The organism is Phyllobacterium phragmitis, from assembly GCF_002980495.1.
GTDB classification, from domain to species: Bacteria; Pseudomonadota; Alphaproteobacteria; order Rhizobiales; family Rhizobiaceae; genus Paramesorhizobium; species Paramesorhizobium phragmitis.
In genome coordinates this window covers 81,652-104,972 of the sequence record NZ_PVBR01000003.1, presented here as the reverse complement: position 1 = coordinate 104,972, position 23,321 = coordinate 81,652, and the positions used below count along the sequence as shown (strand labels likewise).

General features: G+C 60.2%; 21 protein-coding genes. 14 read left to right on the top strand and 7 right to left on the bottom strand.

The window, feature by feature from the left end; all coding sequences use genetic code 11:
• Positions 1 to 10: 10 nt before the first annotated feature.
• The 3 genes from C5748_RS04575 to C5748_RS04565 all read right to left on the bottom strand — a co-directional run bounded on the left by C5748_RS04575 (position 11) and on the right by C5748_RS04565 (position 3,660).
• Positions 11 to 1,162, bottom strand: coding sequence for a carbohydrate ABC transporter permease (locus C5748_RS04575; protein ID WP_105740763.1), 1,152 nt, complete (start codon positions 1,160 to 1,162; stop codon positions 11 to 13).
• 1 nt (position 1,163) lies between these two features.
• Positions 1,164 to 2,174 carry a carbohydrate ABC transporter permease gene (locus C5748_RS04570; RefSeq protein WP_105740762.1) on the bottom strand — a complete coding sequence of 337 codons (1,011 nt, stop codon included), beginning with the start codon at positions 2,172 to 2,174 and terminating at the stop codon, positions 1,164 to 1,166.
• A gap of 127 nt (positions 2,175 to 2,301) precedes the next feature.
• Positions 2,302 to 3,660, bottom strand: coding sequence for an ABC transporter substrate-binding protein (locus tag C5748_RS04565; protein ID WP_105740761.1), 1,359 nt, complete (start codon positions 3,658 to 3,660; stop codon positions 2,302 to 2,304).
• A 323-nt stretch (positions 3,661 to 3,983) separates the two neighbouring features.
• On the opposite strand from C5748_RS04565, the gene C5748_RS04560 reads away from it, so the two are divergent.
• The 7 genes from C5748_RS04560 (at position 3,984) to C5748_RS04530 (ending at position 11,746) form a co-directional block, all read left to right on the top strand.
• Entirely contained in the window at positions 3,984 to 5,048 is a 1,065-nt protein-coding gene (locus C5748_RS04560) for a LacI family DNA-binding transcriptional regulator (RefSeq protein WP_105740760.1), read from the top strand.
• A 250-nt stretch (positions 5,049 to 5,298) separates the two neighbouring features.
• Entirely contained in the window at positions 5,299 to 6,543 is a 1,245-nt protein-coding gene (locus tag C5748_RS04555; RefSeq protein WP_105740759.1) for an ABC transporter substrate-binding protein, read from the top strand.
• A 159-nt stretch (positions 6,544 to 6,702) separates the two neighbouring features.
• Positions 6,703 to 7,602: a carbohydrate ABC transporter permease gene (locus C5748_RS04550; RefSeq protein WP_105740758.1), complete on the top strand. Its 900-nt coding sequence runs from the start codon at positions 6,703 to 6,705 to the stop codon at positions 7,600 to 7,602.
• The gene (locus tag C5748_RS04545; RefSeq protein ID WP_105740757.1) at positions 7,595 to 8,515 is read left to right on the top strand and encodes a carbohydrate ABC transporter permease; all 921 of its coding nucleotides are present in this window, start codon (positions 7,595 to 7,597) and stop codon (positions 8,513 to 8,515) included. Before C5748_RS04550 ends, C5748_RS04545 begins: the two co-directional genes overlap by 8 nt.
• Positions 8,516 to 8,550: 35 nt before the next feature.
• On the top strand, positions 8,551 to 9,645 hold the full coding sequence (locus C5748_RS04540; protein ID WP_105741011.1) for an ABC transporter ATP-binding protein: 1,095 nt from the start codon (positions 8,551 to 8,553) through the stop codon (positions 9,643 to 9,645).
• A 42-nt stretch (positions 9,646 to 9,687) separates the two neighbouring features.
• Entirely contained in the window at positions 9,688 to 10,446 is a 759-nt protein-coding gene (locus tag C5748_RS04535) for a sugar phosphate isomerase/epimerase family protein (RefSeq protein WP_105740756.1), read from the top strand.
• 160 nt (positions 10,447 to 10,606) lie between these two features.
• Positions 10,607 to 11,746, top strand: coding sequence for a Gfo/Idh/MocA family protein (locus C5748_RS04530; RefSeq protein WP_105740755.1), 1,140 nt, complete (start codon positions 10,607 to 10,609; stop codon positions 11,744 to 11,746).
• Between the two features lie 756 nt (positions 11,747 to 12,502).
• Here C5748_RS04530 and C5748_RS04525 read toward each other — a convergent pair.
• Positions 12,503 to 13,534: a LacI family transcriptional regulator gene (locus tag C5748_RS04525; protein ID WP_105740754.1), complete on the bottom strand. Its 1,032-nt coding sequence runs from the start codon at positions 13,532 to 13,534 to the stop codon at positions 12,503 to 12,505.
• Positions 13,535 to 13,913: 379 nt separating this feature from the next.
• Between C5748_RS04525 and C5748_RS04520 the strand changes: the two genes are divergently transcribed.
• On the top strand, positions 13,914 to 14,660 hold the full coding sequence (locus tag C5748_RS04520) for an SDR family NAD(P)-dependent oxidoreductase (RefSeq protein WP_105740753.1): 747 nt from the start codon (positions 13,914 to 13,916) through the stop codon (positions 14,658 to 14,660).
• Between the two features lie 8 nt (positions 14,661 to 14,668).
• Here the strand turns inward: C5748_RS04520 and otnC are convergent, their stop codons facing one another.
• The 3 genes from otnC to C5748_RS04505 are packed head-to-tail and all read right to left on the bottom strand — an operon-like array spanning position 14,669 to position 17,586.
• Complete coding sequence (gene otnC / locus C5748_RS04515; RefSeq protein ID WP_105740752.1) at positions 14,669 to 15,304, bottom strand: 3-oxo-tetronate 4-phosphate decarboxylase; 636 nt, start codon at positions 15,302 to 15,304, stop codon at positions 14,669 to 14,671.
• The gene (gene otnK, locus C5748_RS04510) at positions 15,301 to 16,566 is read right to left on the bottom strand and encodes a 3-oxo-tetronate kinase (protein WP_105740751.1); all 1,266 of its coding nucleotides are present in this window, start codon (positions 16,564 to 16,566) and stop codon (positions 15,301 to 15,303) included. The genes otnC and otnK overlap by 4 nt, the downstream gene beginning before the upstream one ends.
• Positions 16,567 to 16,584: 18 nt before the next feature.
• Positions 16,585 to 17,586 (bottom strand): LacI family DNA-binding transcriptional regulator, encoded by a 1,002-nt coding sequence (locus C5748_RS04505; protein WP_105740750.1) that lies wholly within the window; start codon positions 17,584 to 17,586, stop codon positions 16,585 to 16,587.
• A gap of 156 nt (positions 17,587 to 17,742) precedes the next feature.
• Between C5748_RS04505 and ltnD the strand changes: the two genes are divergently transcribed.
• The 6 genes from ltnD (at position 17,743) to C5748_RS04475 (ending at position 23,310) form a co-directional block, all read left to right on the top strand.
• The gene (gene ltnD, locus C5748_RS04500; protein ID WP_425350207.1) at positions 17,743 to 18,663 is read left to right on the top strand and encodes an L-threonate dehydrogenase; all 921 of its coding nucleotides are present in this window, start codon (positions 17,743 to 17,745) and stop codon (positions 18,661 to 18,663) included.
• On the top strand, positions 18,663 to 19,430 hold the full coding sequence (otnI, locus tag C5748_RS04495; protein ID WP_105740749.1) for a 2-oxo-tetronate isomerase: 768 nt from the start codon (positions 18,663 to 18,665) through the stop codon (positions 19,428 to 19,430). Before ltnD ends, otnI begins: the two co-directional genes overlap by 1 nt.
• A gap of 137 nt (positions 19,431 to 19,567) precedes the next feature.
• Positions 19,568 to 20,338, top strand: a complete 771-nt coding sequence (locus tag C5748_RS04490) for a FadR/GntR family transcriptional regulator (RefSeq protein WP_245428797.1) — start codon at positions 19,568 to 19,570, stop codon at positions 20,336 to 20,338.
• Positions 20,339 to 20,384: 46 nt separating this feature from the next.
• Positions 20,385 to 21,368, top strand: coding sequence for a D-erythronate dehydrogenase (denD, locus tag C5748_RS04485; RefSeq protein WP_105740747.1), 984 nt, complete (start codon positions 20,385 to 20,387; stop codon positions 21,366 to 21,368).
• Between the two features lies 1 nt (position 21,369).
• The gene (locus C5748_RS04480; protein ID WP_105740746.1) at positions 21,370 to 22,146 is read left to right on the top strand and encodes an SDR family oxidoreductase; all 777 of its coding nucleotides are present in this window, start codon (positions 21,370 to 21,372) and stop codon (positions 22,144 to 22,146) included.
• A gap of 96 nt (positions 22,147 to 22,242) precedes the next feature.
• Positions 22,243 to 23,310 (top strand): ABC transporter ATP-binding protein, encoded by a 1,068-nt coding sequence (locus C5748_RS04475; RefSeq protein WP_105740745.1) that lies wholly within the window; start codon positions 22,243 to 22,245, stop codon positions 23,308 to 23,310.
• Positions 23,311 to 23,321 lie beyond the last annotated feature (11 nt).

The following is a 23,321-nucleotide window of genomic DNA, read 5'->3' as shown; positions in this document are numbered from 1 at the left end:
GGTTTTTCGATCAACCGCCCTTGACCGATCCGGCCAGGAGGCCGCGGACGAGGAAGCGCTGAAGACTGAAGAAGACGATCAGCGGTACGATGATCGTGATGAAGGCCGAGGCCGTCAGGATTTCCCAATTGCCGCCGCGTGAGCCGAGCAGATTGACGAGGCGCCCGGTCAGCACCAGCTGATCGTCGCGTGAGCCGAGGAAGACGAGGGCGACGAGGAGGTCGTTCCACGTCCACAGGAATTGGAAGATCGCGAAAGACGCGAGTGCCGGGAATGACAGGGGCAGCACGATCTTGACGAAGATGTCGAAATCGCTCGCTCCGTCGACGCGCGCCGATTCCATGATTTCCCTGGGGAGGCCGGCTATGTAGTTGCGAAGGAGATAAATGGCGAGCGGCAGGCCAAAGCCCGTATGGGCGAGCCAGATGCCGAGATAGCCCTTGGGCGATACCCCGAATTGCGCTCCTATGTCGTTGTAGAGCCGGAGGAGCGGAATGAGCGACATCTGCAGCGGCACCACGAGAAGGCCGACCATGAGAGCAATGAGAAGGGCGCGCCCGGGGAATTTCATCCATGCAAGCGCGTAGGCGGCGAAGGCCGCAATCAGGATCGGGATCACGGTGGAGGGTATCGCCACGGTCAGCGAATTGATGAAGGATTGGCCGAGGCCCTGAGCGCTCAGAACCTCACGGTAATTGTCGAGCGTGAACTGCGGCGGCACGGACGTGGTGTAGAAGATGCGTTCGCCGCGGCGTCCCTCCATCGGTTCGGCGGATGAAATCGTGAAATCGCCGTTATCCGCTACTGTCAGGGTCGCCCCTTTGGACAGTGCGGCAGTCTCCCCGGCCTCGAACTCGTCGGGGGTCTGCACCGAAGGGCCAAAGGCCGATACGGTGCCGGTCCCGCCGTCGAAGACATTGCCGGTGATGACATGGCGGCCGTTGGTCTCGACCTGCTTGTCGGGGGCGGGTGCCCGGTAGACGGCATTTTGCCGCGACGGCGCTAGGGCCGTCCACCACCCCGATACCGCGATCTGGTCCTTGTCGCGCAGCGAGGAAATCAAGAGGCCTGCCGTCGGCAGGGTCCACAACACGACGAGAAAAAGAACCGAGAGATGAACCACAAAGGTGAGGGGCGAGCGGCGGGTGGAAGATCCGATCATGTCAGCGTCCCTCCATCTCTTTGGCGGCGTTGCGGATATTCCAGACCATGATCGGAACGACGAGGATCATGATGACCATGGCGATCGTCGCGCCGCGGCCGAAATCGCCGCCGCCCCGGAACATCCAGTTGAACATCAGATTGGCGAGCACCTGCGTGTTCCACTGGCCGTTGGTCATCGCCAGCACGATGTCGAAGACCTTGAGGACGAGGATGGTGATCGTGGTCCACACCACGGCGATGGTCGCCCAGATCTGCGGGATCATGATCTTGAAGAAAATCTGCAGTCCGCTGGCGCCGTCGATGACGGCTGCCTCGATCGTTTCCTCGGGAATGCCGCGCAGCGCGGCGGACAGGATCACCATGGCAAAGCCGGTCTGGATCCAGATGAGAATGACCATGAGGAAGATGTTGTTCCAGAAGGGCAGCGTGATCCAGGCTTCCGGTGCGCCGCCGAAATAGGTGACGATGGCGTTGAGGATGCCGATCTGCTCGGCCCCTTGCGGGCGGTAATCATAAACGAATTTCCAGATCACCGATGCGCCGACGAAGGATATCGCCATCGGCATGAAGATCAGCGATTTGGCGATATTGCCCCACCATATCCTGTCGGTCAGCGCGGCGATGATCAGGCCGAAGAAGGTGGCAGCCGCGGGAACGATCAAAAGCCAGAGAAGATTGTTCAGAATCGATTGGCGGAACTCGGCGTCGGTTGTCATCCAGCGATAATTGCCAAGGCCGACGAATTGCTGGCCGTTCTTGCCATGAAAGCTCAGCCACGCCGATTCGATCACCGGATAGATCAGATAGACCGTCAGTGCGAGCAGCGCGGGCGCGAGGAACAGCCAGGGCCTGATCATGTTGGTGATGCGCAGATTGCGGGACGCGCCAGCGCCGCTGAGGCCTTTCGACGGGAAGATCAGGTCGAGAGCCCAGTTCGACGCAATGAAATAGACCGCACAGCCGGCAACCCCGACGACCATGGTGAACAGGGCAAAAAGAAGCTGCTGCATTCGAGTTCCTTCCCCGGATTGTTTCCGCGCCTGAACCGGTGGGCCGGTCCGTAGCCAGGATGGCGTCTCCAGTCGGAGCAGCCATCCTCACTCTTGTCCCCGCGAGGGGTGTCCGAGTTCTTCGCAGCTACTTGATGGCATCCCAGGAGGTCTGCACTTCCTTGGCCGCATCCTCGGCGGATTTGCCGCCGACGTAATCGACCATGGCCGTCCAGAACGCACCCGCACCGATTTTGCCCGGCATCATGTCCGAAGCATCGAAACGGAACGTGGTCGCTTCGAGCAGGATCTTCCCCTGCTTTTTCAAGGTGTCGTTGGCATAGGCATCGGGATTGGCGGCCTTATATGGCGTGAGGAAGCCCGACTGCGCCATCCACACCTCATGTGCGATGGGCGTCTCCAGGAATTCGATGAAGGCCTGGGCGGCGGGGCTGTCCTTGGTGATCATGGCAAACGTGCCCGCGCCTTCGACGGGCTTGCCGAGGTCAGGCTTGTCGGCATAGGCCGGGAAATAGAAGAAATCCGCATCCACCCCAAGTTTGACGTCTTTCGGAAAGAAGGATGAGATGAACTGCGCCTGATGATGCATGTAGCATTTCGGCGGCAGCGAGAAGAGACCGTCCGGGCTTTCGCGGAAGTCGGTCGTGGCGACCGCGGCAGTACCGCCGGCGACGAATTTCGGGTTCCTGGCGAACCAGCCGAATTCATCGATCGCGTTGACCACGGCGGGATCGTCGAACGGGATCTCGTTGGTGACCCATTTGTCATAGGTCTCGGGCGGCGCGGTGCGCAGCATCAGATCCTCGACCCAGTCGGTGGCAGGCCAGCCCGTGGCGCCGCCTGAACCCAGCCCGATGCACCAAGGCGTGCCGCCATCGGCGACGATCTTTTCGGTCAGGGCCTTGAGATCCTCCATGGTCTGGGGAATTTCATAGCCTGCGTCCTCGAAATTTTCCGGCGAATACCAGACGAGCGACTTCACGTCGGCCTTGTATGGAAAGGCATAGAAATGCTCTTTCCCGTCCTTGCCCTTGTAATTGCCCAATTGCACCCAGGAATCGCCGGCCGCATAATTGTCCTGGACAAATTTCTCCGTCTTCTCGCCAAGCGGGGTGAGCAGCCCCTTGGAGGCCAGGTCGGCGATGAGGCCGGGCTGCGGCAGGATGGCGATATTGGGCGGGCTGCCGGCCTGCGTATCGATGACGATCTGCTGTTCGTAGTTCTCCGAAGACGAGTATTCGAGCTTGGCGCCGGTCGCATCCTCGAAATAGGCGGCGATGGATTCGAACAATGCCTCGTCCTCACCGCGCCACGGGCCAAATACCGTCAAGGTCTGGCCGTTCAGGTCATGGGCCGCCTTGAAATCCTCATAGCTCTTCCAGTTGAAACGCGAATCCTCCCCAGGTGCGAATTTCAGGTCCGCGGCATGGGCAAAAGTGGCGCATAGCGACGCCAGCGCAACGCTCACAAGTAATGTCTTTCGCATGTGAATTTCCTCCCTGCTTCAATCGACCATGTTCAGAATTACTCGAGCGGATTTCAGGCCGTCATGACGAAATGGCCATGCTGCCCAAAGCGCTTTGGTCATGTTGAGGACATATCGCCTGCGACCGAGAGTCAAGGCAAAATTGCTTGGCAGGAGAAAGAACGTCTCAATTGCTGCGCCGCAACACAAATTTTGGGAACAAGATTCTGCTTTTCGGCTTTCATTTGAAATAGGGCTGTAGTTTTATTGGAGGTGGAGAGAACTTGAAAACCATAGGGACGGGCGCTCCTCCAAAGCGCTTTGAATAGATCGGGAAAACCATCTTGAACCTCAAGGAACTGGCAAGGCTGCTCAATCTCTCGCAGACGACCGTAAGCCGCGCCCTCAACGGCTATCCGGAGGTGAACGAGGCGACGAGGCAGCGCGTCCTGCAGGCGGTAAAGGCAACGGGCTATCGCCCCAACAAGGCGGCGCAGCGTCTGGCAACGGGCAAGGCCGGGTCGATCGGCCTGGTCATGCCGACCGGAACGGGCGATGGCACGGATCTGCATTTCGCCGAGTTTCTTTCCGGTCTGGGGGAAATCGCCGAGACGAACGACGTGCAGCTCGTCATCGATCCAAGCCGCGTCGGAAATGAAGCCATGGCATTCCAGCGGCTTGCGGCAAGCGGTACGGTCGATGCGCTGTGCCTCTCCTATGTGCGGGCCAGCGATCCCCGGATAGACACGCTCAAATCGCTGAGGCTTCCATTCCTCGTTCATGGACGGCATGTCGGCTCGGCGCCCGATTATCCCTTTATGGATATCGACAATTGCGGCGCCTTTCGCGATGCCGCGCGGCTTCTTCTGCAACTGGGTCACCGGCGCATCGCGCTGCTCAATGGCCTGGCCGATCTCAGTTTCGCTGCCCGCCGGCACGAGGGGATGGGCGAAGCGCTCGCCGAATATGGCATTGCGCTCGAAGAAGGATTTTGCCAGCACACGGGGATGACGGAGGAGAATGGCTATCGCGGAACGATGCGGTTTCTCGATATGGACGAGGCGCCGACCGCTATTTTATGTTCGAGCATCGTGCTTGCACTCGGCGCGACGCGGGCGATCAATCAGCGGGGGCTGAAGATCGGCCGTGACATCTCGTTGATCGCCCATGACGACGTCTTTCCCTATCTGAAGCCGGAGAATTTTTCGACGCCGCTTACCACGACGACATCGTCGATCCGTGCCGCCGGCGCCCGTGTAGCGGAGCGTCTGATTGGCGAGGCCGCGGGTCGCAAGGGCCTGCCGCAACAGGAAATCTGGAAGGCCGATCTCATCGTGCGGGCATCGACCGGGCCGGTTCCCACGCGCAAACGCAGGGGAACAGGGCGGCATGACGAAGCCGCCGAATAGTGACCGGACGAAGCCGCGCCCATTGTCATGCAATGCTGCAATGCGAAAAATCTGTAACGTTACAGAGTAGCGGCAGCCCCGCCTTGTCGTAAATGACGGTCGCTTGACCGTTTCGCCTGAAAGGCAAGCATTTTCAACAACTAAGGCGGAGTTCTCCTGTTAAAATCCTTATCCTGTGGACTAGGGACTTGCATATGCAATCGTTTTCAATACGATGACCTGTAACGTTTCAGATTTGGGAGGATATGATATGCGTTATCATTTGATTGCTGCTCTTTCCGCGTCGGCTGCCTTTGCCGGCGCTTCATTTGCGCAGGCCGCCGATCTTGAGGTTACCCATTGGTGGACCTCCGGCGGCGAGGCTGCGGCGGTGAAAATCCTGGCCGAGGAATTCAACAAGCTGGGCGGTGGCGACAAATGGGTTGACGGCGCGATCGGCGGCAGCGGCAATGCCGCGCGCCCGATCATCGTCAGCCGTATCCTTGGCGGCAACCCGATGGGCGCCACACAACTCAACCATGGCCGTCAGGCGGAGGAACTGGTGCAGGGCGGCCTGATGACCGACCTGACCGAACTTGCGGAAAAGGAAGGCTGGGCGAGTTTCATCCGGCCCAAGAGCCTGCTGGAGTCCTGCACGTTCGAGGGCAAGCTTTATTGCGTGCCGCTGAATATCCATTCCTGGGACTGGATGTGGACCAACCCCGATGCCTACAAGCAGGCCGGTGTGGAGCCCCCGAAGAACTGGGAAGAGTTCGTCGCCGCCGCGCCCAAGCTGAAGGAAAAAGGCATTGTCCCGCTGGCGACCGGCGATGGCTGGCAGGTCAGCGGCATGTTCAACGTGCTGACGGCTTCGCTGGGCGGCAAAGACCTTTATATCAAGGTCAACAAGGACAAGGATAGTGAAGCCTTGCGCGGCCCGGAATTCAAGAAGGTGATTCAGGCGCTCGCCGATGCGCGTTCGATGGCCGATCCCGGCTATGTCGGTCGCTCATGGAACGAGGCGACCAACATGGTGATGACCGGCAAGGCCGGTGGGCAGATCATGGGGGACTGGGCGCAGGGCGAATTCACCGCCGCCGGCAAGGTGGCGGGCAAGGATTACGATTGCCTGCCGGGCCTGGGCGACCATCCGGTGGTCGAGTCGGGCGGTGACGCCATCTATTTCCCCAAAAACAAAGATCCGGAAGTCACCAAGGCGCAGTTGAAGCTCGCCAGTATGCTGGTGTCCAAGCAGACGCAGGTCGCCTTCAATCTCGCCAAGGGATCGATGCCGATCCGCGGCGACATCGACATGGCCACCGCCAGCAGCTGCATGAAGAAGGGCATCGAGATTCTCAAGAATCCGGACAATGTCATTCCCTCCGGTGACCAGTTGCGCGCGCCCGACACGCAGGGTCAGGTCGAGAGCCTCATGGGTGAATTCTTCTCCAATCCAGACATGAGCGTCGACGATATGCAGGAGCGTTTCGCCGAGATCATGGAATCTGCGCATTGAGGATAAGGCAAGGCACTGTAATCGCCCCTCACCCTTACCCTCTCCCCGTAAGAACGGGGCGAGGGGGGCGCCGACGTTGCCACCGCTTCCTTCTCCCCGTTCTTCACGGGGAGAAGGTGCCGGCAGGCGGATGAGGGGCATTCATCGTGGAGATCACCGATGGCCGGCAATAAAAGACCCGTGGCACTTTTCCGCAATCTCAACGCCAAGATCGCCGCGCTGCCGATGATCACCACCGTGCTCGTCGTCTTCATCGGCTGCACGTTGTGGACCGTGGTTTATTCCTTCACATCCTCGCGCGCGCTGCCGATGCTGAACTTCGTCGGCTTCGACCAATATACGCGGTTGTTCGGCGCGTCGCGCTGGGCGATTTCGATCAAGAACATCGCGATTTACGGCTGCCTTTCGCTGGTCTTTTCCCTCGTCGTCGGCTTCGTTCTGGCCGTGTTGATGGATCAGAAAATCCGCTTCGAGAACACGTTCCGCACCATCTTCCTTTATCCCTTCGCGCTCTCCTTCATTGTCACCGGCCTCGTCTGGCAATGGATATTGAATCCGCTGGGCATCCAGAAAGTGGTGCGCGATCTGGGCTTCGAAAGCTTCAACCTGTCGCTGCTGACCGATCGCAACCTGGTGATCTACGCTATCCTCATTGCCGGGCTGTGGCAGGGCACCGGCCTGATCATGGCGCTGATGCTGGCGGGCTTGCGCAATATCGATGAGGAAATCTGGAAGGCGGCGCGTGTCGACGGCATTCCCACCTGGAAGACATACGTCTTCATCGTCATCCCGATGATGCGCCCGGTCTTTGCCACCGCGCTGGTGCTGATCGCCACCGGCATTGTCAAGCTCTACGACCTCGTCGTCGCCATGACCAATGGCGGTCCGGGCATCTCTTCGGAGGTGCCGGCGAAATATGTCTACGATTTCATGTTCGGCTGGGCCAATCTCGGCCAAGGCCTCGCCGCGTCCACCGTCATGCTCGCCACTGTGCTCATCATCCTCGTTCCCTGGATGATGCTTGGCGGGCGGCCAAACAAGGGCAAAGCAAATGGCTGAAGCAGCGGTAATTCACAGCCGGTCGTCCTCTCATGTGGAGCCATGGGGCGCGCGACCCAAGCGCATGTTCGCGCCGGCGAATATCATGGTCTATTCGGTGCTGATCGTGGCGGCGCTCTACTATCTCCTGCCGCTCTATGTGATGGTGATGACCTCGCTGAAGGGAATGCCGGAGATCCGTCTCGGCAACATCTTCTCGCCGCCCGTCGAGATCACCTTCGAGCCATGGGTGAAGGCGTGGAGCCAGGCCTGCACCGGGCTTCATTGCGAGGGCATCAGGACCGGCTTCTGGAATTCGGTGAAGATCACCATTCCAAGCACCCTTATCTCGATCCTGATTGCCTCGGTGAACGGCTATGCGCTTTCGAACTGGAAGTTCAAAGGCTCGGAAGTCTTCTTCGGCATCCTGCTTTTCGGCGCGTTCATTCCCTATCAGGTGATGCTCTATCCGCTCGTCATCATCACCCGCGAGCTTGGCATTTTCGGAACGCTGACCGGCATCATCGTTATCCATACGATTTTCGGTATGCCGATTCTCACGCTGCTTTTCCGCAATTATTTCGCCTCGCTACCGCCTGAACTCTTCAAGGCGGCGCGCGTGGACGGGGCAGGGTTCTGGCGGATTTTCCTGCAGATCATGCTGCCCATGTCGCTGCCGATCTTCGTCGTCGCCATCATCTTGCAGGTGACCGGCATCTGGAACGACTTCCTGTTCGGCGTGATCTTCGCCGGCACGTCGAATTTCCCGATGACCGTCCAGCTCAACAATGTCGTCAACTCGGTGCAGGGCGTCAAGGAATACAATGTCAACATGGCCGCGACGATCCTCACGGGCGCGGTGCCGCTCCTCATCTATTTCTTCTCGGGCCGATATTTCGTCCGGGGCATCGCGGCGGGAGCGGTGAAGGGATAATGCTCATGAACACAAATGTCGCTATGAATACACACGTGGGAACAAGCGTTTCGATCAAGGATCTGAGCTTGAGCTTCGGGTCGGTTAATGTGCTCCGCAAGCTCGATCTCGATATCAGCGAAGGCGAATTCCTCGTGCTGCTGGGGCCGTCCGGCTGCGGCAAGTCCACGCTGTTGAACTGCATTGCCGGGCTTCTCGATGTCTCCGAGGGCCAGGTCATCATCAAGGGCAAGAACGTCACCTGGGCGGAGCCGAAGGATCGCGGCATCGGCATGGTGTTCCAGTCCTATGCGCTTTATCCGCAGATGAGCGTGGAAAAGAACCTCTCCTTCGGCCTGCGCGTCGCGGGCGTGCCGAAGGCGGAGATCGCCAAGCGCATCGCGCGCGCAGCCGAAATCCTGCAGATCGAGCCGCTGTTGCAGCGCAAGCCGTCAGCACTTTCCGGCGGCCAGCGGCAGCGCGTGGCGATCGGTCGGGCGCTGGTGCGCGATGTCGATGTGTTCCTCTTCGACGAGCCGCTTTCCAATCTGGATGCGAAACTGCGTTCGGAGTTGCGCGTCGAGATCAAGCGGCTGCATCATAAGCTCGGCAACACCATGATCTATGTCACGCATGACCAGGTCGAGGCGCTGACGCTTGCCGACCGCATCGCCGTGATGAAGGGCGGCGTGGTGCAGCAGCTCGACGAGCCCATGACCATCTACAACAAACCACGCAATCTCTTCGTCGCGGGCTTCATCGGCTGGTCGGCGATGAATTTCATCTCCGGCCAACTCGCAGAAAAGGCAGGAAAAACGGTCTTTCGCGGGGGCGATTTCGATATTGCGCTGGATGGCTATCAGGCCGAAGGGCCACTGACATCAGGGCGCGAGGTCGTGCTTGGCGTGAGGCCGGAACATATCCAGATCGACGGGCAGGGCGGCGCCAATCTGGATGAGGCCCATGACGCGATTGTCGATCTCGACGAGCCTATGGGGCCGGATAGCCTTGTCTGGCTGAAGGTGGGGAGCCAACAGCTTTCGGTCCGCGTCGAATCCGGCAAGCGCTATCGCCCGGGCGATTCCGTCAAGGTGAGTTTCAACGTAGGCAAGGCCTCACTGTTCGATGCCAAAAGCGAAGAGCGAATTTAGCGCTGCTCGCGGTGAAAAATCCCATTATCAAAGGATGCAAAAATGACTGAACTTTCCTATCAGCTTTACAGCTCGCGCAACTTTCCATTTACCGAGACCTTGGCCATGCTTGCCCAGGCCGGTTACAAAAATGTCGAGGGATATGGCGGCGTCTATGGTGATCTGGCGGGGCTCAAGCAGAGCCTCGACGACAACGGCCTTGCCATGCCGACCGGCCATTTCGGCATCGACATGCTGGAAGGCGAGCAGGACCGTGTCATGGAAATCGCGGAGACGCTCGGCATGAAGGCGATCTATTGCCCCTATCTCCAGGCGGAGCTTCGCCCGAGCGATGCCGCCGGCTGGACGGCATTCGGCGAGCGCCTTCAGAAAGCCGGAGAGCCCTATCGCAAGGCCGGCTATATCTTCGGCTGGCACAATCATGATTTCGAATTCGTGCCGCTGGCGGACGGCTCCATCCCGCAGAAGCTGATCTTCGATGCCGCGCCCGAACTTTCGTGGGAAGCGGATATCGCCTGGGTGGTGCGCGGCGGCGGCGATCCGATTGACTGGATCAACCGCCATGGCAAGCGGATCACTTCGGCCCACGTCAAGGATATCGCGCCCGCCGGCGAGAATGCGGATGAGGATGGCTGGGCCGATGTCGGCCATGGCACCGTCGATTGGGCGTCGCTCATGAAGGCATTGCGCAACACGCCGGTGAAGTATCTGGTCATGGAGCATGACAATCCTGGGGATGCGGAACGGTTCGCCAAGCGGTCGATTGCGACGGTGCAGGGCTTCGAACGGGTAGAGGCATGATCTGATATCCCCGTCCAGCCGTCATTCTCGGGCTTGTCCCGAGAATCTGCCGACAAGGAAGAAGAAGCAATTGCCGTCCTGACAGCGCAGTAGATTCTCGGGACAAGCCCGAGAATGACGGCCAGGACAGAGTATAAAATACAAAATTCCGGAGATTTACATGGCAAAAACCCTCGGTGTCGGCATTATCGGCTGCGGTAATATCTCGACCACCTATCTGAAACTCGCGCCGCTCTTCAAGAACATCGAGATGCGCGCCTGCGCAGACGCCAACCCTGCTGCGGCCAAATTGCGGGCCGAGGAATACGGCATCACCGCACAAAGCGTCGACGAGCTTCTGGCGAATGACGACATCGATATCGTGGTCAACCTCACGATCCCGGATGCGCATTTCGCGATAACGAAGCGGATTCTCTCCGCCGGCAAGCATGCCTATTCGGAAAAGCCTCTGGTGCTTTCGCTGGCAGAAGGGCTTGAACTGAAGAAGCTCGCCGACAAAAAAGGGCTGAAGGTCGGCTGCGCGCCCGACACGTTCCTCGGCGGCGCGCACCAGCTTGCCCGCAGGGAGATCGACAATGGAACGGTCGGCACGATAACGTCGGGCACCTGCCATGTCATGAGCCATGGCATGGAGCACTGGCATCCCAATCCCGATTTCTTCTTCAAGGTGGGCGGTGGGCCGATCCTCGATCTGGGACCCTACTACATCGCCAATCTGATCAACCTGATCGGGCCGGTGAAACGCGTAGGCGCCCTGACGTCGATGGCGACGCCGACACGCACCATTGCCTCGGAATTGCGTAAGGGCGAGGTCATTCCGGTGGAAACGCCGACCACCATCCATGCGCTTCTGGAATTCGCAGAAGGCGCGACGATCACGCTTTCGGCAAGCTGGGATGTCTGGTCACATCGCCACAACAATATGGAACTCTATGGCACGGATGGCTCCATCTTCCTTCCCGATCCGAACTTCTTCGGTGGAGAGGTGCTGGTCGGCTACCCCGGCAAGAAAAAGATCAAACCGCTGAAAAGCTGGAAACATCCGTTCAGCATCGCCAACCAGAAACACCCACAGGGGGCGATGGCCAATTATCGCACCGCCGGCCTCGCCGACATGGCCGCCGCCATCGTCGACAAGCGCGACATGCGCTGCTCCCTCGAACGCGCCCTGCACGGGGTGGACGTGATGCTGTCGATCCTGCGTTCGGGTGAGGAAAAGCGCTTCATCGAACTTGAGACGAGCTGCACCCGCCCACAGGCGCTCGGGATTGCCGAGGCGAAGGCGCTGCTGCGCCGGTAGGTGCATGTGATGAGTGGGTGCGGCGGACCCGGTCCGACCGCACCCGCTTTTTCGATCCCAATGGGGGATGACAATGTGTTCCCGCTCACTTGCCGTGGGGTCCTCGGGTCAAACCTGGGTTGAGATTTGGGTTGAGTGGGTAGGCCTTGGACGTTCCGGAATGGATCATCGGATCAAGTCCGATGATGACGAAAGGGGGCGGTGATGAGGAAGACGGGTGCTCCCAACGTGACGGGCGAGGGTGGCCTTCGGCTTGCGACCAGCACCAGCGCCTGCGATTGGTAGCAGCGTAAAACCCGTCATCATCGGACTTGATCCGATGATCCATTCCGGAACGGCAAAACCAACCACAACACACTCTCCCAAAAAACTTATCCCCCATCCCCACTCTGCCGCTATCCTTCCCCTCAGTTCTTCCTGGCGGGAACGCGGCTCGCGACGGCGGGTCTCGCTGGAGGAACCGGCGCCTCCGCCTCGCCGCTGACGTAGCGGCGAGCCCGGGGAGGCTCGCGTCCTGGTTCACCCTGCCGAGACTACGCTCGGTATGTGCCGAAAGAGCACTTAAGGCAACGGACGGAGACAGAAATCGCCGGACGGGCGGTCTTGTGATCGCAGTCAAATTATTATTTCATACGAGCGTTCGCAAGACCGCCCGTCTTCCCACTCCCGGATCGGGGCGTTCTTTCTCAATGGCCAGACGCGAAAAGCGGGCGTGGTAACCTTTTCCTTTGATCGCCAGTGGACGGTGGACGTTCTTCAGCCGATGCTTTGCAGGGTGCAGGCGTCGGCGCCGGCGATACGAGCCAGGACGGCCTGTGCAAGTTTGCGTCCTGCCAACTGGAAACTCTCATTAATGACGATGAGCTCGGGCCGAAACCATGGCAGGATGTCGGTGGACTGTTTCGAAGCGACATCGACATCGCCGCCAATACGAAGGCCGGCCGCCTCAATGCCTGCGACGGTCGCGATCGTCGACGCGCTGCTGCCGCAGACGATCCCATCGGGACGGTCGCTTCTCCGCATGATTTCCTCGACGCGCAGACGTAACGCGTCAAGCGGCGTATCGATATCGATCCCCGGCAATATGGTTCCGGTGCAGCCACTTTCCTGAACACCGTCGAAAAAGCCGCCCACCATATGGCCATAATAGGTCAGATGCGCAGGTGGCGTCAGGATCGCCAGTTGCCGGCGTCCGCGTTCGACCAGCTTGGCGACCACGTTGCGCGCGAAGCTGTAATTGTCGAAATCATGGAATGGATGTTCGATGCCCATGTCGGTCCGGCCATGGGTGGCGAACGGCACATTATGTTCGCTCAGATAGCGCACGCGCGCATCGTCGGGCTCCGTGCGCGAAAAGATGATGCCATCGGCCGAGCCGGTCTCGACGATGTAGCGCACCGGTTCCATCGGATCCTTCGAGTGGGAATAGGGCGTGACGATCAGATGATACTGAGTGTTCGACAGGACTTCGGAAACGCCATGGATGACATGGGAGGTGAACCCCATGATCTCGTCCTGCGTGTTGAGGACGAGAGCGATGACATTGGTCTTGCCGGTGCGCAGGCGCACGCCTGCCCGATTGGGCCTGTAGCCGACCTGCTTGGCGATCAGCTGGACCCGCTTCTTGGTCTCGATGCCGATTTCCGGCGCATCCTTCAAGGCGCGGGAAACGGTGGTGACGCCGAGCCCCGCCATGAAGGCGATGGTCTTCAGGGTCGGCCGATCGTTTTCGTGCGTTATCCGGCTTTCCGGCCCACCTGGCTTGCCGTTATTTGCTTCACTGTCCATGCACAATGACCCACCCGTCGCCTCGAAGGCTTTCCTCTTAGCCTTATACGACCGGGCGTGAAAAACGGAAAGGCTTCAAGCCGTTAAATACAGTCTGGCAGGCCGCGAACCGGCGGCCGTTTAGAGGCGGTCGAATTCATGGTCGGCGCAGGAGTAATCCAGTATCGACAGACCATCGGCGAGATAGTCTGCGTCATTTCTGTCTTGCCTCCATGCGGAATAAAGAGGTAACGCGCGCCATTGGAGGCGGTTCCTTTTCGAAAAGAGGGGGGAGGGACGACGGATTTTTCGGCTGCGGGAAAGATTGGACATTCCCGCTGAGGTGGTCAATATCGTCACCACGACAGGGATGAGTGGTTCAACGCGGGAGGAGATACGCATGAACAGAATAGACCTCGAGGGCCAGCACGCGATCGTGACTGGGGGCGCGCAGGGGCTGGGCTTCGCCATGGCCGAGCGTTTCGTTCAATCCGGCGCGTCGGTGACCCTTTGGGATATGAACGCCGAATTGCTCGAAACAGCAAAAGAGGCGCTTGGTGCCGCCACAAGAACCGTGGTCGTCGACATCTCGGACCATGAAGCGGTCGCTTCCGCACACGAGAAGACGCAGGCCGATGGCGGTTCGGTTTCGATCCTGGTCAATTCCGCCGGCATTGCCGGTCCCGCGGCGCCGCTCGACGCTTATGACATCTCCTGGTGGAAGAAGATCATCGACATCAATGTCAACGGTACCTTCTACGTCAACCGCGCCGTCGTGCCCGGTATGAAGGAGCGCAATTACGGGCGCATCGTCAATATCGCCTCTGTCGCCGGCAAGGAGGGCAATCCGAATGCGTCGGCCTACTCCGCCTCGAAGGCGGCGGTGATCGGGCTGACCAAATCGCTCGGCAAGGAGCTTGCCGGCTATGATATCGCTGTCAACTGCATCACACCGGCGACGGCGCAGACACGCATTCTCGAACAGCTCACGCCGGAATTCATCGAATATATGCGCTCAAAAATCCCGCGCGGGCGGTTTCTCGAGGTCGAGGAGGCGGCCGCCATGGTTGCCTGGCTGGTTTCGAAGGAAAACAGCTTCACCACCGCATCGACCTTCGATCTCTCAGGCGGCCGCGCGACCTATTGATAAGGGTATCAGCCGAGTGCCCGGCGCTGTTCGGGTGTCAGCGGCCTTGTCCGGTGGCCGTGCAGGAGGAGATAGAGCTTTGCCGTTTCCTCCAGCTCCTCCGTCGCATATTGCGCGTCGAGCAATGTCTTGCCGGCGACCACGGGACCATGGTTGGCGAGCAGGACCGCATGGCTCTTTTCTGCCCTTGCCGCCACTGCCTCGGCCAGTGCCTTGTCGCCCGGAGGATAATAGGGAACGAGCGGCAGCGACCCGACGCGCATGACATAATAGGCGGTCAATGGCGGCAGGACGTCCTCGGGGTCGATATTGGCGAGAATGCTCACCGCCACCGAATGGGTGGAATGGAGATGCACGACGGCGCCGCTTTGCGTCCGCTTGCAATACATGCATTGATGCAGGAATGCCTCCTTGGTCGGCTTGTCCCCGTCGATATGCACGCCTTCGGCGGAGAACCGGGACAGGCGCCCGGGTTCGAGGCTGCCGAGCGAGGCATTGGTCGGAGTCATCAGGATTTCGCCATTCGACAGCCTTGCGCTGATATTGCCGGTGGAACCGAAGGTCAGTCCACGATCGAAGAGCGACTTGCCGACGCTGACGATCTGATCGCGCAATTTGGTTGTTTCCGAAAGAAGTGCGCTCATCTGAGGAAGTCCCATGCCTTGAGAAAGAAATCGTCGGCGCCGAAATTGCCGGATTTGAGAGCAAGCGCGATCGGCTGACGGCCATCGAGGCTGCGCGTCCAGGGGACGCCGGGATCGATCTCCGGACCGATCCTCAGTGCGGCGATGCCGAGCCCGTTGACCACCGCGCCCGAGGTTTCGCCACCGGCGACGATGAGGCGGCTGAAGCCGTTTCTGCGCAATGCTATGGCGGTCTCCGCCAGAAGATGCTCCACGAGTTCACCGGCCCGGTCGCGGCCAAGCTTTTCCTGCGCGGCACGGACCTCGTCGGGCTCCGCGCTCGAATAGGCAAGTGGGGTGGGATGATCGGCAGAGGCCAGCCAGTCAGCGACGCCGGCGGCCGTAGTCCGGCCCTCGGCAATGGCCAGCGGGTCGATCTTCAGGGCGGGAATGCCGGCGGCGTTTGCCGCGCTGATCTGGCGGCGTGTCGCCGCCGAACAGGAGCCAGCCAGGATGGCGGCCCGCCCGGCGGGCGCATCGAAAGCCGCATCGGCACCTTTGGCGGCAAGCTTGCCTGCGCGGCGGAAATTCTCCGGCAGGCCGATGGCGATGCCGGAACCGCCTGTGATGAGCTTCATATTGCGCGCGGCCTGCCCGATCGCCCGCAAATGCTCGTCGGTGACGGCATCGACGATGACGAACCTGTCGCCTTTCGCCCGCGCCTCGGCAAAAGCGGCGGTGATGACATCGCTGCCACGATCGACGGCTTCGAAGGAAACGAGGCCGACTTGCCTGGCGGTCTGCCTTTGCAGCACGCGGACGAGATTGGCATCGGTCATCGGCGTCAGCGGATGGTCCTTCATCGGGCTGTCGGAAAGCAGGATGGAGCCGACGAACAGATGCCCCTGATAAACCGTCCGGCCATTGGCCGGAAAGGCCGGGCAGGCGAGCGCCAGGGGGGCATCCAGAAGGTCGGCAAGCGCCTCGGCGACCGGGCCGATATTGCCTTCAGGAGTGGAATCGAAGGTGGAGCAATATTTGAAGATGATCTGCTCGGCTCCGCCGGCAAGGAGTGCACGGGCAGCGTCGAGCGACAGGTCGACGGCTTCCGCTGCCGGGATCGTCCGCGATTTCAGCGCGACGACAACGGCCTCGGCATCGCCGAAATCGAACGCCGCCGGCGGCACGCCGACCACCTGCACGGTGCGCATTCCCTCACGCGAAAGCGTCAGCGCGAGATCCGTCGCGCCGGTCAGATCATCGGCAACCGCACCCAAAAGCATATCACTCAACCCTCCTCATTATGCCGTCGCTCCGGCGATGATTTCATAACCGGTATCGACGATCAGTTTTTCCGCTGGCCGCTGGCCGGTCTCCAGCAGCTTCTCGACTGCGATCCTGCCGATGGCGAACCGGTTGGAGCGGATGGTCGAAAGCGGCAAGGGAAGCGCCTGGCCGATATCGAGACCATTGAAGCCGAACAGGCCAAGCGTCTGGCCGACGCGTATATTTGCGCTGAGGCAATGGAAGAAGCCGCCGACGGCCATGTCATCGTTCGAAAACACCACGACATCGAGATCGGGCTTTCGTGACAGGAGTGCTGCAAGGGTCTCGCGGCCGGCCATCGTCGAGCTTGGACCATCAAACCGTTCTTCGGCCTTCAGTTCCAGGCCTGCTTCGTCGAGCGCTGCGCGTAAGCCTTCATAGCGCAGGCGTGCGCGGTGGTCGGCATTCCAGTCATGGCCGACATAGCCGAAGCGCCGGTAGTTTCGGGAGATCAGATGTCTGCCGGTGTCGAAACCTGCCCGGCGGTGCGAAAGGCCGACCGCGATATCGATCGGCTCGGCATCGGTGTCCATCAATTCGGCGACGCGGATCTTGCTGCTGGAAAGCATCCGGCGGCTCGCGTCGGTATGTTCGAAACCCGTCGTGATGATGGCGGCGGGCTGCCACGCCAGAAGGGAGGAGAGGATCTCCTGTTCCTTCACGGGGTCGTAATCCGTCACGCCGATCAGCGGCTGGTAGCCGGTCGAGGCGAGAGCGGTATGGATGCCGCGCAAGACCTCGGGGAAAACGATGTTGGAGAGTGACGGCAACAGCACGCCGATGAGCGGCGCGCCTGCCGAGGCGAGCGCACCCGCAGCACGGTTCGGTACATAGCCGAGCTTTTCGATTGCGGCCTGCACGCGCTCACGCGTGCTCCTGGAAATCGGCCCCTTGTTGCGGACGACGCGCGATACCGTGATTTCGCTGACGCCGGCAAGCCTCGCCACATCGGTCAGCGTCGGCGCATCCTGCAGCATTCCGCAATTCTCCTCCTGCCGGCTCGTTTCCATGGGTTTGGACGTTTATGACAGCGCTAGCATAATTCCCTTGCACCACGCCAGAGGCTGTGCCTATAAATTATGCTAGCGCTGTCATAAATCGACAAAAACAGTGATGTGAGGACCGGGAGGAAGATCGTGAGCCACAGCGAAGCTGAAAACATTGCCGTCATCGGACTGGGCTCGATGGGGCTCGGCATGGCCCGTTCACTCGTCCGGGCGGGGCTTGATGTGTCGGGTTGCGACCTTGATTCCGCGGCGCTCGAAAGCCTCGAGGCAAGCGACGGACATCCGTTCACGACGCCGGCGGAGGCTTGCGGGAATGCCGATATCGTTGTGGTTGTCGTGGTCAATGCGGCGCAGACGGAAAGTGTGCTTTTCGGCCAGGATGGCGCCGTGGCTGCGATGAAGCCCGGTTCCGTCATCATCTCGTCGGCGACCATGTCGCCCGCCGACGCAAAGGGTTTGGCTGCGCGTGCGGCGGAGAGGGGTATCCACTATCTCGACGCGCCGATCAGCGGCGGGGCGGCGAAGGCCGATGAAGGGAAGCTGACGGTCATGGCCTCCGGTCCGCCCGAAGCGTTCGCTGCGGCGAAGCCCGCCCTCGATGCCATGGCCGAGACGGTTTACGAACTGGGTGATGCCGTGGGTATCGGTTCATCGTTCAAGATCGTCAATCAGTTGCTGGCGGGCGTCCATATCGCGGCGGCCTGCGAGGCGATCACCTTTGCCAAAAGCCTCGATCTCGACATAAGCAAGGTCTTCGAGGTCATCACGAAATCCGCTGGGAATAGCTGGATGTTCGAAAATCGCATGCAATATGTGCTTGCCGGGGATTATGCTCCGCGCAGCGCCGTCTCGATCTTCACCAAGGATCTGGGCATCGTCTCCGATCTCGGCAGAAAGCAGAAATTCCCGCTGCCGATCGCCAGCGCCGCATTGCAGCTTTTCGTGATGACCGAAGCGGCTGGCATGGGGGGCGATGGTGATACGTCAGTCGCAAGGCTTCTGGCCCGGATCGCGGGTCTCGAGCTTCCCGGCATGGAAGAAGACTGATGCCGCGTTTTGCCGCCAATCTGACCATGATGTTCAACGAGCATGCCTTTTTGGATCGTTTCCAGGCTGCTGCAGCCGCCGGTTTCACCGCAGTCGAATATCTCTTTCCCTATGATTTTCCGGCCGAACTGATTGCCGGCAAACTGTCGGAGGCCGGGTTGAAACAGGCCTTGTTCAATCTGCCGCCCGGCGATTGGGCAAAGGGGGAGAGGGGACTTGCCGCTCTCCCGGAGCGCAGGCAAGAATTTCGCCAATCGGTGAAAAAGGCGATCGACTATGGCCGTACGATTGGAACGCCGCTGCTTCACATGATGGCGGGTATCGCTTCACCTGACGATCCGGCGGCTCAAGGTTCCTATCGTGATGCCGTCGCCTTTGCCGCGGACGCGGCAGGCGCCGAGGGGATCGGCCTGGTGATCGAGCCGATCAACGGGCGCGACATGCCGGGTTATTTCCTCGATGATTTCGATCGTGCTGCGGAGATCATCACCAGTCTCGGCCATTCGAATCTCAAACTTCAGTTCGATATCTATCACCGTCAGGTGATGCGCGGCGATGTGTTGACGGCGCTGCAGGCGATGATGCCGTTGATCGGCCATATCCAGATCGCATCCGTGCCGAAGCGCCATGAGCCCGGGACCGGCGAACTCGATGACTTCAGGATTTTGCGGGAACTCGATAGGCTGGGTTACGAGGGCTATGTCGGTTGCGAATATCGTCCGGCAGCGGAAACCACTGCCGGATTGGACTGGCTGAAAAACCTATGATCCGCAATGCTGCGCTCCGTAGAACCGGCGTCGATTATTGGTGCAGCGCAGCAACGAAGTTCCGTTGACTCATGGTTCGATCAATGGCCTATTCCAACTTGTCTACTGGACCAACCAGTATATCAGTTGAGGCATTTGTGGTCACCAAAGACAGCGCGATTCTGACACAGGTTCCGCAGATCGGGCAAAGCCTTTCTCGCCGGACCGCGCGTGAGTTGATTGCGGAGAAGCTGATGGCCTTGATCGCGACGAACATGCTGAGGCCGGGCGACGAACTGCCTGGCGAGCGGGAATTGGCAAACGTCCTGCATGTCAGCCGCGAAACCGTGCGCGGTGCGATCCAGTCGCTGGCGGCGCGCGGGATCATCGAGGTATCGCAGGGCAGCCGCTCGCGCGTTGCCGATGTCGATCTCAGCCATCTGACCGTTACCATCGCCTCACCCAATGCGATCGACAGCTACGACCTCGAAGCGGTTCATGCCGCGCGCCTGCACCTTGAATTGAAAATCGTCGGCGATGCTGCCGATCACATCGATGAAGAGACATTGCGCAAGCTCGACAATCTTCTCGAGGCGCAGAAGACCGCCGGAGACGATCCGATGCGCTTTTTGATCTGCGACCGGGAGTTTCATGTCGGCATCTACAGGGCTTGCGGCAACCCGCTGCTCGCGGATTTCGTGACCGATCTCTACACCTATATGATGGAGCACAGGCGCTATGTCATGGCCCTGCCGGGCGCCACCGCCACCAGCTATGCCGATCATGTGGCGATCGTCGCCGCCCTCAAGGCGCGTGACCGCGAGGCCGTCGTCGCCGCGTTCCGGCGGCATCTCGAACGCATTTATGAAACGACCAGGGATCTGTTGCGCAAGCAGGGGCAGACGAACGGACGCAGATTACGGAATTGAACGCCCCCTGAGGAGAGGGCGGCATGACAAGGGAGGTTGACCGCAAATGCATGTGCTGGTGATAGGCGCCGCCGGAATGGTGGGCCGCAAGCTGGTCGAGAAAATCGCCGCGGAGGAGGGCGTCCTGGGCAGCGCCATCGACCATCTGTGGCTTGTCGATATGGTTACGCCATCGGTTCCGCCGGCTCTTGAAGGTGTCGCGACGGCCGCCGCGATGGACCTTTCGGCGCCCGAAAGTGCTGCGAAGCTCGCGGCCTTGCGTCCGGACCTGATATTCCATCTGGCTGCCATCGTCTCGGGCGAGGCGGAAGCGGATTTCGACAAGGGCTATCTCGTCAATCTCGACGGAACGCGCGCGCTTTTCGAAGCGATCCGGCTGGAGGGACAAAAGGAGCCTTATTGCCCGCGTGTCGTCTTCGCGTCCTCGGTCGCGGTGTTCGGTGCTCCGTTCCCGGACAAGATCGGGGATGAATTCTTCACCACGCCGCTGACCAGCTACGGCACGCAGAAAGCCATCTCCGAACTGCTGTTATCCGATTATTCCCGGCGCGGTTTCCTCGACGGAATAGGCATTCGCCTGCCGACGATCTGCATCCGGCCCGGCACGCCGAACAAGGCGGCATCGGGATTCTTCTCCAATATCCTGCGCGAGCCGCTCGCCGGCCAGGAAGCGGTGCTTCCCGTGGACGAGGACGTCAGGCACTGGTTTGCAAGCCCGCGTTCGGCGGTCGGGTTTTTCGTCCATGCGGCTCGGCTCGATCTTTCGCAGGTCGGGCCAAGGCGCAATCTGACGATGCCCGGCCTGTCGGCCCTGGTTGGCGAGGAGATCGAGGCGCTGCGGCGCGTCGCGGGAGAAAAGGCCGTCAGGCTCATCCGGCGCGAGCACGATCCGGTGATCGCCGGGATCGTTGCCGGCTGGCCGACCAATTTCGATGCGAAACGGGCTGCGGCTCTCGGTTTTACGGCCGAGACGAGTTTCGACGACATCATCAGGATCCATATCGACGACGAACTTGGCGGAAAGGTGTGACATGGCGGTAGCGGAAAAATCAGGGGCGGGAAAGATCGCGCTGGTGACCGGCGGCGGCACCGGTATCGGCCGCGGTATTGCCCATGCGTTGAGCGCGGAAGGCTATATCGTCGTCATCACGGGCCGGCGGACTGAAATTCTCGACAAGGCCGCGCGCGAGATGGCGGCGGAAACGGGCGGCACCGTCAAGGCTGTTGTCGCCGATGTCGGCGATCCCAAAGCTGTCGAAGCGCTTTTTGCCGAGATCAAGAGCGCCTTCGGACGTCTCGATCTTCTGGTCAACAATGCCGGTATCAATGTTCCGGCTGTTCCCATGGAAGAGATCACTTTCGAGCAATGGAACGCCATTGTGGCGGCAAACCTCACCGGCGCATTCCTTTGCACGCAGCAGGCCATGCGTTTGATGAAAACCCAGCAACCACGCGGCGGGCGTATCATCAACAATGGCTCCATCTCGGCCACGACCCCGCGTCCTCATTCGGCGCCCTATACGGCGACGAAACATGCGATAACGGGATTGACGAAATCCACGGCGCTCGACGGGCGGGCTTTCGATATCGCCTGCGGCCAGATCGATATCGGCAACGCCTCGACGGATATGACGTCGAAGATGAGCGGCGGTGTCATGCAGGCCAATGGCGAGATCGCCAGTGAACCGACGATACCGGTTACGCATATCGCCAACGCGATCATCTATATGGCGAGCCTGCCGCTGGATGCGAATGTGCTGACGATGACGGTGATGGCGACCGGGATGCCGCTGGTCGGAAGAGGATAAGGGATATCGGGCTGATAGCGTCATGTCCGGGCGGAGAGACGGGGGAAGCTTCCCGCCATGGCATTATCGAAGAGAAATACTCTGGGAGGAGTGGAAATGGCAGCGGTAAACTTCGTCGATGTGAGGAAATCCTTTGGGGCGGTCCCCATCATCAAAGGTGTGAACATCGAGATAGAGGATGGCGAATTCGTCATCCTGGTCGGGCCTTCGGGCTGCGGAAAATCAACCTTGCTGCGCATGCTGGCGGGGCTCGAAAATATCTCCGCGGGAGAAATCCGCATCGGCAACCGCGTGGTCAACGCGGTCCCGCCCAAGGACCGCGATATCGCCATGGTCTTCCAGAATTATGCGCTCTATCCGCATATGACCGTCACCGACAACATGGCCTTCTCACTCAATTTGAAGAGCACGCCCAAAGCCGACATCGACAAACGCGTCAATGGGGCGGCGGAAATCCTCGGGCTCTCCCATCTGCTCGACCGTTACCCCAGGCAATTGTCCGGCGGCCAGCGCCAGCGCGTCGCCATGGGACGTGCCATCGTCCGCGATCCGCAGGTCTTTCTCTTCGATGAACCGCTTTCCAATCTCGATGCGAAACTGCGCGTCGCCATGCGCGCCGAGATCAAGGAACTGCATCAGCGGCTGAAGACCACGACGGTCTACGTGACGCACGATCAGATCGAGGCGATGACGATGGCCGACAAGATCGTCGTCATGCATGACGGCATCGTCGAGCAGATGGGCGCGCCGCTCGACCTCTACGACAGGCCGGCCAATCTCTTCGTTGCCGGCTTCATCGGGTCTCCGGCGATGAACATGCTCCATGGCAAGCTCGACCCCGACGACCGGTCGAAATTCATCACCAAGGACGGTACGGTGCTGCCTGCCGCCAATCCCGTCGCCAAGGCCACGGGGCGCGACCTGATCTACGGACTGCGTCCTGAATATATGCATCTCGATCCGGCGGGCCTGCCCGCCGAAGTCATCGTCATCGAGCCGACCGGCTATGAAACCCAGATGATCGTGAAACTCGGCGGTGCCGACGTGACTTGCGTGTTTCGTGAACGTGTGCAGGCTAAGCCGGGTGAGACGATCAATGTTTCGATCGACGCGGACCGTGTCCATCTGTTCGATGCCCATACGGGAGAGAGGCTTTCGAAATAAGACTGCTTCGG

What these genes read in the sequence shown, in the direction of transcription:
- C5748_RS04575 (WP_105740763.1), bottom strand. Translation starts at nt 1,162, where the DNA reads ATGATCGGATCTTCCACCCGCCGCTCGCCCCTCACCTTTGTGGTTCAT.
- C5748_RS04565 (WP_105740761.1), bottom strand. Translation starts at nt 3,660, where the DNA reads ATGCGAAAGACATTACTTGTGAGCGTTGCGCTGGCGTCGCTATGCGCC.
- C5748_RS04525 (WP_105740754.1), bottom strand. Translation starts at nt 13,534, where the DNA reads ATGGACAGTGAAGCAAATAACGGCAAGCCAGGTGGGCCGGAAAGCCGG.
- C5748_RS04535 (WP_105740756.1), top strand. Translation starts at nt 9,688, where the DNA reads ATGACTGAACTTTCCTATCAGCTTTACAGCTCGCGCAACTTTCCATTT.
- C5748_RS04545 (WP_105740757.1), top strand. Translation starts at nt 7,595, where the DNA reads ATGGCTGAAGCAGCGGTAATTCACAGCCGGTCGTCCTCTCATGTGGAG.
- C5748_RS04520 (WP_105740753.1), top strand. Translation starts at nt 13,914, where the DNA reads ATGAACAGAATAGACCTCGAGGGCCAGCACGCGATCGTGACTGGGGGC.
- C5748_RS04475 (WP_105740745.1), top strand. Translation starts at nt 22,243, where the DNA reads ATGGCAGCGGTAAACTTCGTCGATGTGAGGAAATCCTTTGGGGCGGTC.
- C5748_RS04505 (WP_105740750.1), bottom strand. Translation starts at nt 17,586, where the DNA reads ATGCTGCAGGATGCGCCGACGCTGACCGATGTGGCGAGGCTTGCCGGC.
- C5748_RS04570 (WP_105740762.1), bottom strand. Translation starts at nt 2,174, where the DNA reads ATGCAGCAGCTTCTTTTTGCCCTGTTCACCATGGTCGTCGGGGTTGCC.
- C5748_RS04480 (WP_105740746.1), top strand. Translation starts at nt 21,370, where the DNA reads ATGGCGGTAGCGGAAAAATCAGGGGCGGGAAAGATCGCGCTGGTGACC.
- C5748_RS04555 (WP_105740759.1), top strand. Translation starts at nt 5,299, where the DNA reads ATGCGTTATCATTTGATTGCTGCTCTTTCCGCGTCGGCTGCCTTTGCC.
- otnK (WP_105740751.1), bottom strand. Translation starts at nt 16,566, where the DNA reads ATGCTTTTGGGTGCGGTTGCCGATGATCTGACCGGCGCGACGGATCTC.
- C5748_RS04550 (WP_105740758.1), top strand. Translation starts at nt 6,703, where the DNA reads ATGGCCGGCAATAAAAGACCCGTGGCACTTTTCCGCAATCTCAACGCC.
- C5748_RS04530 (WP_105740755.1), top strand. Translation starts at nt 10,607, where the DNA reads ATGGCAAAAACCCTCGGTGTCGGCATTATCGGCTGCGGTAATATCTCG.
- otnI (WP_105740749.1), top strand. Translation starts at nt 18,663, where the DNA reads ATGCCGCGTTTTGCCGCCAATCTGACCATGATGTTCAACGAGCATGCC.
- otnC (WP_105740752.1), bottom strand. Translation starts at nt 15,304, where the DNA reads ATGAGCGCACTTCTTTCGGAAACAACCAAATTGCGCGATCAGATCGTC.
- denD (WP_105740747.1), top strand. Translation starts at nt 20,385, where the DNA reads ATGCATGTGCTGGTGATAGGCGCCGCCGGAATGGTGGGCCGCAAGCTG.